The 15,366-nt window shown below is 41.6% G+C and carries 8 protein-coding genes; 7 read left to right on the top strand and 1 reads right to left on the bottom strand.

Annotated features, from left to right (window positions below; translation table 11 throughout):
• Positions 1-103 precede the first annotated feature (103 nt).
• The 5 genes from HMPREF1535_RS03310 to HMPREF1535_RS03290 all read left to right on the top strand — a co-directional run bounded on the left by HMPREF1535_RS03310 (position 104) and on the right by HMPREF1535_RS03290 (position 10,038).
• Entirely contained in the window at positions 104-859 is a 756-nt protein-coding gene (locus HMPREF1535_RS03310) for a DNA-binding domain-containing protein (protein WP_046145294.1), read from the top strand.
• Between the two features lie 160 nt (positions 860-1,019).
• Positions 1,020-4,157, top strand: a complete 3,138-nt coding sequence (locus HMPREF1535_RS03305) for a SusC/RagA family TonB-linked outer membrane protein (protein ID WP_046145293.1) — start codon at positions 1,020-1,022, stop codon at positions 4,155-4,157.
• 13 nt (positions 4,158-4,170) lie between these two features.
• The gene (locus tag HMPREF1535_RS03300) at positions 4,171-6,099 is read left to right on the top strand and encodes a RagB/SusD family nutrient uptake outer membrane protein (protein WP_046145292.1); all 1,929 of its coding nucleotides are present in this window, start codon (positions 4,171-4,173) and stop codon (positions 6,097-6,099) included.
• 18 nt (positions 6,100-6,117) lie between these two features.
• Positions 6,118-6,588, top strand: a complete 471-nt coding sequence (locus tag HMPREF1535_RS03295; protein WP_046145291.1) for a DUF5018-related domain-containing protein — start codon at positions 6,118-6,120, stop codon at positions 6,586-6,588.
• A 276-nt stretch (positions 6,589-6,864) separates the two neighbouring features.
• Positions 6,865-10,038, top strand: a complete 3,174-nt coding sequence (locus HMPREF1535_RS03290) for a DUF5107 domain-containing protein (RefSeq protein ID WP_165364499.1) — start codon at positions 6,865-6,867, stop codon at positions 10,036-10,038.
• Between the two features lie 158 nt (positions 10,039-10,196).
• On the opposite strand, the gene HMPREF1535_RS26170 is transcribed toward HMPREF1535_RS03290, so the two are convergent.
• A complete protein-coding gene (locus HMPREF1535_RS26170) occupies positions 10,197-10,475 on the bottom strand; it encodes a hypothetical protein (protein ID WP_244275561.1) in 279 nt (92 codons plus the stop codon).
• Between the two features lie 489 nt (positions 10,476-10,964).
• On the opposite strand from HMPREF1535_RS26170, the gene HMPREF1535_RS03280 reads away from it, so the two are divergent.
• Together HMPREF1535_RS03280 and HMPREF1535_RS03275 are read left to right on the top strand one after the other, a co-directional pair.
• On the top strand, positions 10,965-14,012 hold the full coding sequence (locus HMPREF1535_RS03280; RefSeq protein ID WP_046145289.1) for a glycoside hydrolase domain-containing protein: 3,048 nt from the start codon (positions 10,965-10,967) through the stop codon (positions 14,010-14,012).
• 219 nt (positions 14,013-14,231) lie between these two features.
• Positions 14,232-15,353 carry an acyltransferase family protein gene (locus HMPREF1535_RS03275; RefSeq protein WP_046145288.1) on the top strand — a complete coding sequence of 374 codons (1,122 nt, stop codon included), beginning with the start codon at positions 14,232-14,234 and terminating at the stop codon, positions 15,351-15,353.
• Positions 15,354-15,366: the final 13 nt, after the last annotated feature.

Genomic DNA, 15,366 nt, shown 5'->3' with positions numbered 1-15,366 from the left:
ACAGGTATCTGTGTAACAAAAGATTGATCAATCTTTTGTTACACAGATACCTGTGTAACAAAAGGTTATTATATAAAAGTATTAATCAATTAAATCATCTGTTATGCAAAACAAATTAAAAGGATGGATCGCACCAAACAGCGTCACCAAGGATCCGAATGACAAGATTCTGATACTTGATCCTGCCGGACATGTGGGGTTGGAGGACATTTACAAAGAAATGAGGGAAGAAGATACCGGCTTGCGTCCGGAAACTTTGACTCATGTCGTAACTCTTTATGAACGGATCGTTGCCCGTTTTTTAATGAACGGATATTATGTGAATACCGGTTTGTTTTATGCAGTTCCCCGCTTCTTGGGACTTATTGAAAAGGGGCGTTGGAATCCGGAAAAGAACAGTATTTATGTCGCATTTTCACAAGACAAGGTTTTGCGTGAAGAGATTGCCAAGACCGAAATTGTCATTCAGGGTGAAAAGAACGATGTCATGTATATCTTGGAAACGGAAGACCGGAAAACGAGCTTGACCGATGGCAGGATGTCGCCGGGACGTAACCTGGTTGTCCGTGGCGCATACATCAAGGTGGTGGGTGACGATCCTTCCGTGGGTATTTCTTTCCGTAACAAGGCTGACGATACGGTTGTCAAAGTGGAGGAAGAAATGTATAGTACCAATAACCCGTCGGAGCTGATTTTTATTGTTCCTGCTGAATTGAGCGATGGCGAGTATGAATTGACGGTTACTACGCAATATACTAAAAACAAAGGTGTGTTTCTGAAATCCCCTCGTTCGGTATCTGTGCCGGTATATGTGGGAGAAAAGAAAAATGAAGATGGCGACCGTCCGGAGATAGAGTAGGACGGCCGCCCACCCGTACTTACTCCGTACTTTCCCTACCGTTGACTCCGATGGGGAGTTAACGGTAAGGAATGTGCGGAGTAAGTACTAGGGAATCGATGGAGTCTGACCATGGCTCTAACTATCAAACGACTTTTTTAACATATAAATTATATCAATTATGAGAACAAAAACACTATTAGTTTTTTGGGTTCCTCTATCACTGTTTTTTGCAGCTCCCTCTTTTGCGAGTGAAGGTGTGCCTGTGAAAGCAGAAGCAAACCTAATCAACCAAAAAAGTAAAATGGTTACAGGTACAGTCACCGATTCACAAGGTGAACCTATGATCGGAGTTACTATTTTCTTAAAAAGTGATCCGGGTAAAGGAACTATTACCGATATCGACGGAAAATATTCAATCAATGTTCCCGAGGGAGCGGAATTGGTATTCTCAAGTATCGGCTATGTCAAACAGACATTAAAAGTAAAAACAGGTACTCTCGATGTCGTAATGAAAGAAGATACGCAGGCTCTTGATGAAGTTGTAGTTGTAGGATATGGTACAACAACGAAACGTTCCATGATCGCTTCTGTTTCATCGGTAAAATCAGAAGAATTAGCAACTCTTCCGATTACAAACATGTCAAAAGGATTGGCTGGACGTGCTCCCGGTTTAATCGTGAAAACTTCCGGAGGCGGTATTAACAACAAAGCTCAAATCAGCATCCGTGGTGGTAGTACGCCTTTGGTTGTTATTGACGGTGTTATCCGTAATTACGACGATTTTGTTCAAATGCCATCAGAAGATATTGAGTCGTTAAGTTTGTTGAAAGATGCTTCGGCGACAGCCGTATATGGTTCACGTGCTGCCGATGGTATCATCCAGGTAACGACCAAAAAAGGAAAAGACGGGAAGGCGTATATTGAATATAATTTCAATATGAGTTTGGCTGAACCTGCGTATTGGAAACAGCGTTTGGATTCATGGGATCGGGCTGAATATGCCAATAAGGCAAAACAGAATGACGGGTTGCCGGATGCTTTCAGTGCCGACCGTATTCAGAAAATGCGTGATGGCAGTGATCCGTTACAAAACAACAATACGAATTATAGGGATTTGGCACTCAATCACTTTGCACCTCAAAGTACCCACAGCATTCGTATGACCGGAGGAACGGAAGTGAATAACTATTATATGTCTTTGAGCCATTTGGATCAGGAGTCGTTGTATAAGAGCAATAATCATAATATGCAGCGGACCAATTTCCGTTTGAGCCAAAGTTCGTTGATAAAAGCGATTGGTTTGAAGACTACAGCTACATTGGACGGATATCTGCAAAAACAGACGCATCCTTATTCATGGGGGGCTTCAGAACCTTATCACATATTTGGCCATATACAAAACGCCAGCCCTTTGCTTCCAGGTGTTAATAAATTGGGTTTACCTTATTATTTCCCCAATAATCCGGTTATGGAATTGGCAAAAGATAACGGTTATATACGCAAGGAGGAAAAGATGATAAATGGCAACCTTAAATTGGAATGGGCTGTACCTTGGGTTGAAGGGCTTAATTTGAGTGCGACAGGTAATTACCGTTATGGATTCAATGCGTTTAAGGAGTGGCGCAAAGATGGAGCAGGCTATGCTTGGGATTCGGAAGAACCGATGTATGCAGGGCTTCCCCGATTGTATAACAAAACGGAATATGGATATACTTGGACAACCCAATTTTTTGCAAATTATAGTAAAACATTTGGCAAGCATACAGTTAGTGCTTTAGGAGGTTATGAAGCGACTTATGGTTATTCGAATACCTATTGGTTGCAACGTGAAAATTATAAATTCCCGATAGACCAGATTAATGTGGGACCGGAAGACACACAGAAAAACGGTGGTAGCGAAGGTGAGGTAGGACGTGCCGGATGGGTTGGCCAAGTGAAGTATAATTACGACAATAAGTATTTTGTAGAGGGTAGTCTCCGTTATGATGGTTCTGATAATTTCCCGGAAGATCATCGTTGGGGTACATTTTTCTCTGCTTCTTTGGGATGGTCGGTCGCTGACGAGGCTTTTATGGAGTCTCTTGTGGAGAAAAATATCTTTAACCAGTTGAAAGTACGTGCTTCATACGGACAGGTAGGTTTGGATAACTGGGGAGACGAGAATGACCCGTTCCATATTGGCCGATTTGAATATTTGACTTCTTATTCATTGAATAATAAGGCGTATGTGCTGAATGGTGCTTATGTGCCGGGGTTCTCTGAAGGAGGTATTCCGTCATCCAACATTTCTTGGTTTACGACTGATCAGTTTGATGTCGGTTTTGACTTCTCTTCATTAAACAATCGTTTGTATGGATCGTTTGATTATTTCTTTTATAAGACACATGGTTTCTTGTATGCACCCAACCAGAAAGATGTAGGTTACACGGATCCGTTAGGTATGTCTTTGCCTCGTGTGTCGACAGATGGGGAACATCGTCGTGCCGGTTTTGACTTCTCTTTGGGTTGGCGTGACAATATTGGTGATTTCACGTATGACGTATCTGCCAATGTGACGAAGTTTGACCAGCTTTGGGCGTTCAAACCGGATGAATCTATTGAAGCAGTAATGAATCCTTATAAACGAAATTCGCAGGAAAAAGGTTTTTATGGCACTTTGTATCGGAATCAGGGCTTTTACAAGGATGCAGATGATGTGTTCAATAGCGTGAAACGGCTTGGTTCCTACGATTTGACGGCCGGTGACTTGAAGTATTACGATTTCAATGGTGATGGTAAGATCGATGGTTCCGACCAAATCCGTACGGGTAAAAGCAGTTTCCCGCGGGCTAATTATGGTATCAATATCAAATTGGGTTATAAGGGATTTTTCTTGAATATGTTGTTTCAGGGAGCCAGCCGCTTCGATATGTATATCACAGGTACGGCAGCCATGAATGGTGGCCAGACGGGTGAATTCCCGGTTATTTATGATTATCAGGAAGATTATTGGCGTCCGGATAATACGGATGCGCGTTATCCCCGTTTGATGTCGAGTGCCGGTTTGAATGGCAACAACAATTACGTGTCAAGTGATTTTTGGTTGGTCAATGGTGCTTTCTTGCGTATGAAGGACTTCTCTTTCGGTTATGATTTCAAGCGCCTGTTGAGGAATGTGAATTGGATATCGAAAGCCTCTTTGGCAATTTCCGGGCAGAACCTGTTTACTATATCGGATGCTATCAAGTATGGGCTTGATCCGGAAGAGTCTTCCACGGAACGGTATGGTTATCCGAATGAGAGAATATATGCAGTTAGCTTAAGTGTTGGATTTTAATCAGTAAGAAATTATGAATATATATAGAAAGGTAGGTCTTTCCGGACTGTTAGGATTGGGATTGATGGTTTCGTGTGATGTCATGGATACAAAACCTTTTGAAACCTATAGCGAAGAGTTGGTTTGGAGTTCGAAGGAGATGGTTGACGCATTTGTGATACAAACCTATCCGAATACCCTTGGATATTTTTCCGGAGGATCGGCCAGTTGGGAATCTTTGACTCCTAACGGGGCACAGTGTGACCAAGTGCAAAACCGCATTAATTCGTATGCAACGGAAACAGGGCTCGATGCTTACACGGATTACGGATTCGGGCGGTTCAGTGTACAGCGTCGTTGCAATATGATTCTTGAAAAGGTAGCGGAATCTACAGTGCTGACCGAATTACAAAAGAAAGAGTTGATAGGAGAAGGCTACTTTTTGCGTGGCGCTTTGTACTTTGATATGACCCGTAAGATGGGGCGTTTTGTCCCGATAGACCGTGTGTTGTCTCCGGATGATAGTGAGGCTTTTAAAACACCGCTGACAGCAAGTGTAGAGGAAAGCTATCAATTGGTTATGAGTGATTTGGACAAGGCGGTAGAAGGGCTTCCGGAAACCTCGGACGAGGGAAGGGCTAATAAATATGCAGCTTTGGCCTTGCGAAGCCGTGCGGCACTCCAAGCCTATGCTTATACAAAAGATGGAAAGTATCTGGAGGTGGCAATCAATTCAGCCAACGAAGTCATTAATTCCGGGGCCTATACGCTTACGGATAATTATGGCGGCATGTTCAGCAGTGACCAAGCACCTTCTGATAAAGAGATTATTTTAGCTCGTTATTATTTGGATAAGGATGCTTCGGTCGGTTCTTTTGAGGAGATGATTTTGGCTTTGCCTAATTTGGCTGGAGACGATGTGGCCTTGGGAAGTGCTGATGGAACTTCGGATCCGGCAATTAAAATACTTGGGGGATGGGCAGAATATTGGCCTACTCAAGATTTGGTTGATCAATATTTGGTTGTTGATGAAAAAACGGGAGATGCAAAAACTTGGTATGAAACATCCCAATATAAGGAAAATGTAGAGGCTCTTCCTGCTGAAAACCTGTCAGTCGGTTCAATTGAAAAATTTAAACGTTTTGACGGAGAAATACGCAATTTGCCGACAGCCAATGATTTGATAACCGGACGTACGGATTATCCGCTTTTCAAACAAGTCGGTAAATTGAAAAACAATTCTAACCGGACGATTACGGATATTATGTATAACAATCGTGACAAGCGTATGGATGCTACGATTATTCGTGACAAGTCTGATTTTTGGGGCATAACCATGGAATTGAATTTGGGAGGAAATGCTTCACAAGGCGTTCGTACAAAAGAAGATGGAGGATGGTACACTACAGTCTCCGGTTATTATTGGCGTAAAAATATGGTAAAGGGGGAACCTAACGTTTTTGTGGATACGAAGATTAATTTCCATTACGTAATAGCCCGTTTGGGTGAAATGTATATGAATTTGGCTGAGGCCTATTTGTTGAAAGGCGATGTGGCAAAAGCGGTGGAAATGTTAAATGTTACCCGTATGAAGCATGGTGGTCTACCTGCCTCTAAAGCTTCTACTCTGGATGATGCTTGGACGGATTATATGCGTGAACGTCGTGTAGAAATGGCTTATGAAAATGGAGACATTTATTTTAGCTATTTACGATGGGGTAAATATGGTGGGGCTTGTAATTACGGTCGTGCCTCTGGAGATGTGATAAAAGATTTGAATTCACCTGTGTATAAAATCGGTATTTCAAGTGATAGGAAATCTTTTTGTGTAGGACAGCTTACTTTGCTAAATAGTTGGAATCGAAATTTTACGACGCGTCGTTATTTGTTCCCTATACCGCAAGGTGCAATTGACAAACGTGCTGCTGATGGCATTGTTGATAAACAAAATGAAGGTTGGTAATTATTAATCGTTTAGAGTATGAAAAGAATTATTTATAGTTTATTTTTGACGATTGTGATGGTGTCATTTTCGTCTTGCCTGACAGGAGGCTTGGAAGATTTGCCTGAATATGAAGAGGCGGATATCACATCTGTAAGTGCAGTTACTTATCGCTATATCAGTGATGAGGTATCTCCGGCATCCGGCCAGAATATTGTTAAGAATGTCAATATGACCTATACGTCTGAGATAGATCCGGTAGCAGCGACTGTGAAAATATCAGTAACTACCCCAGCTAATTTCCCGGAAGATGAATTGGCAAATTTGTCTACCAAGTCCAATTTGGTGGTAGCGGTGAGCCTTTCTACGGCGGCACGCTTGTTCCCGAAAGATGGATCTGTTGAATTAGGTAAACCTGGTGATTGGAGCAAACCTAACAATTATGTGGTAGAGGCTGCAAATGGAACAAAGAAGAACTGGACAATAGAAATTGTGAGTTTGAAAAAATAAAAGGTAATTTCAATTATTATTCGGTCAAACAGGATTGATTCTTCAAAAAAAGTTTATATGGCAATGCTTTAAAACGTTTATTTGTAGAGTAATCCTGTTTGACTTGTTATTTATGTATCAATAGTTCGTTAAAACAATACCAATATACATTGAATGGAAATTATTCATAATTGTTATGATATTTATTTGAACTCATAAATGGGAAAGAATTGTTGAAATCGAATAATGATTGATGATGCTTTTATTTGGAATATTAAATCTAAGAGATATGAAGTAATGAAATTAATTTTGAAATATTATGCTTTGATTTCTGTGTTGGCACTTTCCGGGGTAGAGACGATAGAGGCGCAGAATAAAAAAGCAACTGTGCGTGAAGTAGAGAAAATGTTGTTAACTTATTCGTATTCTTCGCCGCGTGAATATGCTGATTTTGGCCGTTTATATCCTTATCATCGTTTTGACGGATATTCATCAAAAGGGGAGATGAAAGCTTGGAAGATGATAGAGTTGGAAAATGATTATATCAAACTTTGGGTAGCTCCAGATATTGGAGGAAAAATTTGGGGCGCTGTTGATAAAAAGACAGGAAAGGAGTTTTTGTATTATAATCATGTTGTCAAGTTTCGTGATGTATCTTCACGAGGACCGTGGACATCAGGAGGATTGGAAATGAATTTCGGGATTATCGGACATGCGCCTTGGTGTTCGTCAGCTGTTGATTATAAGATTAAACAAGATGATTCTGGTAATGCGTTGTGTATCATAGGTGGAACTGATGTTTCATTGGGTACTGATTGGCGCGTGCAGATTATACTTCCGGCAGAATCAGCTTATGTGGAAACTCGCGTTCTTTGGTATAACGGTACATCATCGGAAAAGCCGTTTTATCAATGGATGAATGCGGGTATTAAGACTGAGGGAGATTTGCAATATTACTTTCCAGGGAATACCTATCTGACCCATGATGGAAAAGCGAAGCCGTGGCCGATGGAACAGGGCCACCGGATTGATTGTTATGAAGAAAATAATTTCGGACATTATAAATCATATCATGTTTTGGGTAATAATGCTGACTTCTGGGGAACCTATTGGCATAGAGATGATTTTGGCTTGGCTCATTATTCTCCAAAAGAAGATAAGCTTGGTAAGAAAATATGGATTTGGGGGTTGTCTCGTTATGGTATGGTATGGGAAGATTTGCTGACTGATAAAGATGGTCAATATTCTGAAGTTCAATCTGGTAAATTGTTCAATCAAAGCATTGGGACATCTTATAAAACTCCGTTTAAGCACATGTCAATGAAGCCCGGAACTGTTTACGAATGGAGTGAATATTGGTTCCCGTACCAGCAAATAGGAGGTTTGTCGTTTGCCAATCCACAGTTGGCTTATCATATCCAGCCGGAACAACGAACCATAAAGGTATATGCAGTAAGTCCACTTGACGGCAAATTGGAAATTCGGACAGGTGAAGGAGTGTCTGTAGATTATGCCGTACATTTGAATCCTACTGAAATCAAAGAATGTAAATTGCCTGAAAAATGGAACGAATCCGACTACCGGGTTTATTGGAATGGTGGCCTGCTTTATGACACTTCGCTTCAGGAAACGCCAACCAATCGTCCAATGGAATTATCTGCGGCATTTAATCATCAGTCGGCATACGGGCTATATTTGCAGGCTCGCGAGTTTGGACGCCAGAACTTTGGAGAGAGAGCTGTCTTGTTGTATCAACAATCACTCGCTTTAGAACCCTATTTTGTACCATCCCTCAATGAACTGGCTGAAATATACATCGAAAGCAACCGACTTCAAGAAGCCGATAGTTTGTTAAGAAAAGCGTTGTCTGTTGATACATATAATGCACAAGCCAATTTTAATTTTGCACGGATAGCCGAAATAGAAATGCGTTTGGCCGATGCGATAGATGCCTATTCCGTTGCTATGCAGTCGGGCACTTATCAAGGTTTGGCTGCGAGGCATTTGGCTTTGTTGTATTATAAGAAAGGAGATAAGGCTTCGGCAACCCGTTTATTGGAAAAATGTATACAGAGTTCCTCCCTGGATTTGAAAGCTTGTATGCAATTGGCCGTGGTCAAGCAAGAGGATGCAAAAAAGAGGCTGGCATTGTTGGATTATGTTTTGGACAAGGATCCTTTGAATTATATAGCAAACTATGAGCGTGTCCGCATGAATCGGGAAGTAGCCCGGCATAATTTGCAGCAGATACGTAATGAATACAGTTATGATACGGTGTTGCGCATAGCTGATTTCTATCAGGAGTTGGGAATGAATAATGAGACCACATTTATATTAGAATCTGTGGCACATACTCATCCGCTTTTATTGTATCGTTTGGCTTGGTTATATCATATGGAAGGTGAAGAAGATAAAGCTTTGGATTATATTAAAAAGTCAGAAGATTTGCCGGCATCCTTGGTCTATCCGCATGGAGCGCAAGAAGAATGCTGTTTGCGTTGGGTTTGTTCGACCCATCTTTCTGCTTGGAAAGCGGATTATTATTTAGCATTACTATATCTGTCTATGAATCGGAATAAAGAAGCAACCTCTTATATGCAAGCTTTGGCTGGGAAACCGGATTTCTACGCTTTTTATCTGACTCGCGCCTTGCAAGTAAGTCACGAAGAAAGTGATTATTTGCGGGCTCTTCAGTTGGCTCCCGAACAGTATGTTTGCTATTTGGAGCTGGGAAAACATTATTTGCAACAAAAACGGCCGGATAAAACCGTTGCGTTATTGGAAGGATACCGGAAAAAAGATCAGGGTAATTCGTATATTAATCTGCTTTTGGCCAATGCCTATTCCATAGCTCGGCATCCGCAAGATGCAGTCCGTTTACTTGAAGGTATTGTTATCCTTCCCAATGAAGGTTCTTTGGCCGGTAGAAATATCTGGCGTGAAGCTAATTTGAACTGCGCAATCCAAATGATAAAATCAGGTCAGTATCGTGCTGCGTTGAAGCAAATCAGAATGGCGCGTTTATGGCCGGAAAACTTGGGCGTGGGAAAGCCTTATCAGGCAATGGTGGATGAACGGATGGAAGATTTGCTTGTTTGGTATATTTCTTATCTGCAGAAGAGACCGGATCAAGAGGTGTTGGAGAAAATAGCCTTTGATAATGTGTTTAGGGAAGCCAATTCGGTGATGAATGTCTATACATTGATAGCATTGAGAAACTTGGGGAAATCTACTGAAGCAACAGAGATGTGGAAACAATTGCAATCATTCTGTTCTGGCCTGTTGCCGAATCGTTGGTGTGAAGCCATTTGGAACAATCGTTATACAGATGCCGAAGCTATCATTCAAACACCATTTGTGCAACCTGATGCTTTACCTTTTGAAGTTTTGTTTGAAGATCGGGATTATATCTTGATACGGGATAATTACGATTTCTTTAAACGGATACTGAGTGTATTTATTTACTGTTGAAGCCGCTTGGGCTTGGCTAATTATTCATGCGAATCAGGAGTTGGCGACCTGATTCAAAAATTAACATAAGTAAGTAGAGCAATGGCCAACTTTCCAAAGGTGTGTACAAACAGTCCCTTGGTAGCTCTTACTTTAGACGCTCTTTGAATATCTATTTTTCATTCAACCAGTTGAAAAAGGATTCGATAGGTTGTCCTGACTTTTGAAACGGCTTGTGAGAAAAGGTCTCTGGCGGCTTTCTCCCTCTGTTTGAGTACTTCCGGTTCTCCCTTAATCTCCTTATGTGGAGTAAGCACTTTAACCGGATTGCTTTCATTAAAGAAAGAGAAGTCGCTGTAAATCTTGTCTGCAAGTACGGTCTTTCCGGACAGGTATGGCACGCATTCGTTTTTGAATACGGTTAGGTCGTTGTCTGAAGCCGATGTCAGAGTTATCATCTCCGGGAAAGGTATGTTTTTTTCCTTTACAGGTCAAAATCGGCATGGAATCTACAATGGATATGAGAGAGTCGTAATCCTTGGGCTTGAATGATTGTATCATGATTTCCACCAGTTCTTTAAATGCTTCTGAAAGCATATTTAGGCGTATACAGAACGTTTGATAAGACGGATGTTTTGGGAACCATGATAACAGATACTCCTTGGCGAAAGTATGTATTTCCTTGATGCCGAAGTATCTCTGGCAGTAGAAACGCAGAGAGGACTTATAGACATCACAGATATACATATACAAACCTATTAGTTTTAACTTTTTCTCCTAGGGAATCATAATTTAGAAAAATGAGTAATTTTATTCTTCTAATATACTGGTTTTTAAGGAGATTGTGAAATAAAGCAATGAGATAATTAACAGAATTACAAACATTTAAATCGAGAATCAGAAGTGATTTTCAACTTCAGATTCGCATTAATTATTTTTTGTATGTCATGAAACATTTATTACTGTATGCATTCGTTGCTTGTATAGGAATTGGGTGCAGCCGGAATATGCCACAGGCTCCTTATACGTATGCAGTGGCTGAGACTCCGTGGAACGAATCTTTGGGAAACCATCGTGCTGTACTGGCAGTTAACGCTCCAGCTGAAGTTGTCAAGCTATCCTTTGACTGGCGGCGCCCAGATAAGGAGGTAGAGAAACGCCGTTTTCTGATTGTCGAAGCAGAAACAGGTGATACGATTCGTAACATCCAACGACTTGAGGTCAATAATGAACGATGTGAAATTTTGTTTGGTCCCGTCAAGAAGAAGGGAACTTATTTCTTCTATTACCTGCCTTACCAAGTACAGAGAGAGCGTGGCTATTATTCTCTAGGATATGAGCCTAAAGAAGAGGATCCGGACAAGCAATGGCTGGCTGTAACATCGTCAGAGGTTTCAGGTGGGCAGCTTCCGGAAGTCACAGTTGTCCGTGTGGAATCGCGTACGCATTTTGACAGTTTCTACCCTATGGAGATTGCCGCTTCGGCTGAAGAAAAAGCCAATTACCGGCAAGCCAATCTCGGTCGTTTCTTGGTCTTCCCTGAAGATCGTTCCAATCCTGTGCGGATGAAAACGAATGTCCCTTACAAATGGTTACAAGGGCAGGAACGTTTTTCTTTCAAAGGAGTTGCTCAGCCTAATGAATATTATGCTTTCCAACTGGGGGTATGGGCTGGAGACCAAACGCTGAAAAGTGTTACTTATGAGACAACTTGTTTGAAAAGTGGTAACAATGTGATTCCGGCAGAAGCGATCACTTGTTTCAATATAAACGGAGTGAATCCGAAGGGCAAACCGTTCACCAAACAGGTAAGCGTAGCTCCGGATGCCGTCCAGCCATTGTGGTTCGGAGTGGATTTGAAAACAAACCAACCCAGCGGAACTTATAAAGGCGTGGTTACATTGAAGGATGAAACCGGATATGCCGTCCCTGTGGAAATAGAATTGGAAGTGTCTGGTAAAATGTTGGCTGACCGTGGCGATGGTGAGCCATGGCGTCACAGCCGCTTGCGTTGGCTCAATTCGACCCGTGGAATTAGTGACAAACCGACCGAAGGGTATTCTGCGATGTCTTTATCTGATAATCGGGTCTCTTGTCTGGGACGTACGGTTTCGCTTGATATGCAGACTGCTTTGCCATCATCGATTAATTCGTGGGGGCACGAATTGCTGGCTTCTCCCATACGTTTTGTCATTCGTACTTCTTCAGGAGAAAAGAATTTGGATGGGACACTCGAACTGTCTGGAGAATCCGAAGGGAAAATGTCGGGGACCTGGAAAGCGGAAGATGAAGAGATAGCGTTGGTTTGCAACGGCACGATGGAGTTTGATGGCTGGATCAACTACGTATATACCGTTACTCCTAAAAAAGATTTGTTGATTGAAGACATCAGGCTGGAAATACCGATGAAAAGTGAAGCAGCCCCCTATTTTATGGGATTGGGTTTGCCTGGGCAGGAAACACCGACCAATTATTCCGGAGGTTGGGAGACACCGGGAAAGACGGAGCATGATTATGCCGTATCCATTCCTACCTCCAAAAGCGCTTCTTGGTTGTGGCCTTTCGACAGTTTCTGGTGTGGGTCTGAAAAGGCCGGCATTCATTGCGAACTGCGCGGGGCAAGTTATACCGGCCCTTTGCTGAACTTGTACCGCCCGGCTTATCCTGTAAGTTGGTATAACGAGGGCAAAGGTGGTTTCCGTATCAACCGTAGTGGAAACCAGACAACGGCTACGGTATACAGCGGTGAGCGTTTTCTTAAAGCGGGTGAAGAACTGGTGTTTGATTTAGCCTTGCTGATCACTCCTGTAAAGAAAGCGAATAGTCACAGCCAGTTTACAGATCGGTACTACCATAGTGCCGAGTATCCGATTCCGGGTGAAGAGAACCTGAAATCTGGCGTTAAAATCATCAATGTGCATCATGCCAACTATTTGAATCCATTTATCAATTATCCGTTCATTACAGCAGACAAAATAAAAGACTTTGCAGATGAGTGGCATGGCAAGGGATGTAAGGTGAAAATTTATTATACAATCCGTGAGTTGACGAATGTTGTTCCTGAGATATGGGCATTGCGCAGTTTGGGAGACGAGATTCTGCAAGGAGGCAAGGGGGGAGGGACTCCTTGGTGTAGGGAACATTATGTGACCGATTATACGCCCCAATGGTATCAACATTTGGACGACCTGCATTTAGGTGTGGCAGCTGACGCTTCCGTTTTGACAGCCACAGGCGACTCACGTTGGTATAATTATTACGTAGAAGGATTGGCTTGGATGGTACAACATACCGGTATAGACGGGTTGTATTTGGATGATGTGGCTTTCGGGCGTGATATGTTGAAACGTATGCGCCGTGTGATGGAAGAGGTAAAGCCGGGGTGTCTCATTGACTTGCATTCAAATACCGGTTTCTCGCGTGGCCCAGCCATCCAGTATGCCGAATATTTTCCTTACGTGGATAAGCTTTGGTTTGGCGAAAGTTTCATGTATAGCGAGATGTCTCCGGTGAATTGGCTGGTGGAAGTGTCCGGTATTCCGTTCGGGTTGATGGGAGATATGTTGCATGGCGGTGGCAATAAATGGTTGGGTATGCAATATGGCATGACGGTCCGCCAGCCTTGGATGACGGATGGGGTTGTTTGTGATCCACAATATATTTGGAAATTATGGGACGAATTTGGAATTATGGATTCGAAGATAGTTGGTTTTTGGGAAAAGAATCCGGCTGTGACCACTTCGGATAAGGAGGTGAAGGTGACGGCTTATGTGAAAGACGGAAAGACGCTTTTGTCAATCGGTAATTATTCCAAAGCTAAGAAGCTGGTAAAACTGAATATCGACTGGAAACAGTTAGGTTTGAATCCATCATCTGTCCGTATGCAAGCACCGGCAGTCACCGATTTCCAGGAAGCGTGTGAGTTTAATCCAAGTGGCCTGATTCCGGTCGATCCGAAACGAGGCTGGTTGATTGTTTTGTCGGAAGGTATGTAGAAGGCCATACTGACGGTTGTAAATTTGAAATAGTGATTGACTGAGATAAAAGGAAAGGTAGTCAGTTCCCTTAATGGTGCTTGGCTACCTTTTTTGTTTTTACAACTAACTATGACATCAAAATGAAATATGTTTCAAAATAGTGCTATAATATGGTTTTGTATGTGTTTATCATTTCTTCTTTTTAAATTTGAATTGTCATAATAATTAAGGTGAATAATGGGAATTAAGCAAAAGCGGTTAGAGTCGTTGGATATTTTAAGAGGAATGGATCTTTTCATATTGGTCTGTTTTCAGCCGGTATTTATGCGTTGGGCACAAGTCATGGGAAAAGATAGCTGGGTTGGTACAATTTACCAGTCTCTTTTTACCCATGTTGAATGGGAGGGCTTTCATTTATGGGATCAGATTATGCCTTTATTCCTATTTATGGCGGGAACTTCCATTCCTTATGCTTTGGCGAAGTATAAAAGCGGCGAAGGTGAAATAGGGCAAGTGGTTAGAAGGGTATCAAAACGAGTCATTCTGCTTTGGATTTTTGGTGCAATTATGCAAGGTAATTTGCTCGATTTGAATGTGAATACTTTATATCTGTATACTGATACTTTACAGGCGATTGCGATGGGATATCTTTTTTCTGCCATATTATATCTTTTATTCTCAATGCGTACCTTGTTTGTCGTCTTTTTATTATTGCCGATTATTTATACCATGGGTATGTTATTAACGGGTGGTTACCTCCCCGGAGAAAATATAGCGGAGCAGATTGATAGAACTATTTTAGGACGTTTCTTATATGGAGCATCGGTGTCTGAAACAGGACAGATTGTCTTTGCTGATTGGTATCATATTAGTTGGATATATAGTACGCTGAACTTTACGGCTACGGTGTTGAGTGGCACATTGATAGGATGTTTGTTGAAATCAGAATTGTCCGACAAACGGAAATTGAGAATTATGGGAATTGCCGGAATGGTTAGTCTACTTGTTGCTATGGGATTATCTTTTATAGAACCTGTAATAAAAAGGTTGTGGACTAGTTCGATGATGTTTTTGTCGTCCGGTATTTCTATTCTGTTGATGCTTGTTTTTTATTATTGGGTAGATGTATGTAAAAATGGCAAATATTTGAAATGGCTAAAGATTTATGGCATGAATTCTATCTTGGCATATATGCTTTATAATACATTAGACACATCCTCATTAAGAAACTATTGGTTGCATGGATTCAATAGTTATTTAGGGGAATATTATAGTGTTTTGTATGAGTTTGGTCATGTATTGATAGTTTTTCTAATTTTGTATTATTGCTATAAGCATAAATTATTTTTTAAGGTATAATAAATGATGTGTT

Source organism: Parabacteroides goldsteinii DSM 19448 = WAL 12034, from assembly GCF_000969835.1.
In the GTDB taxonomy this organism is placed as follows: domain Bacteria; phylum Bacteroidota; class Bacteroidia; order Bacteroidales; family Tannerellaceae; genus Parabacteroides; species Parabacteroides goldsteinii.
This window is presented reverse-complemented; position numbering and strand designations above follow the sequence as displayed.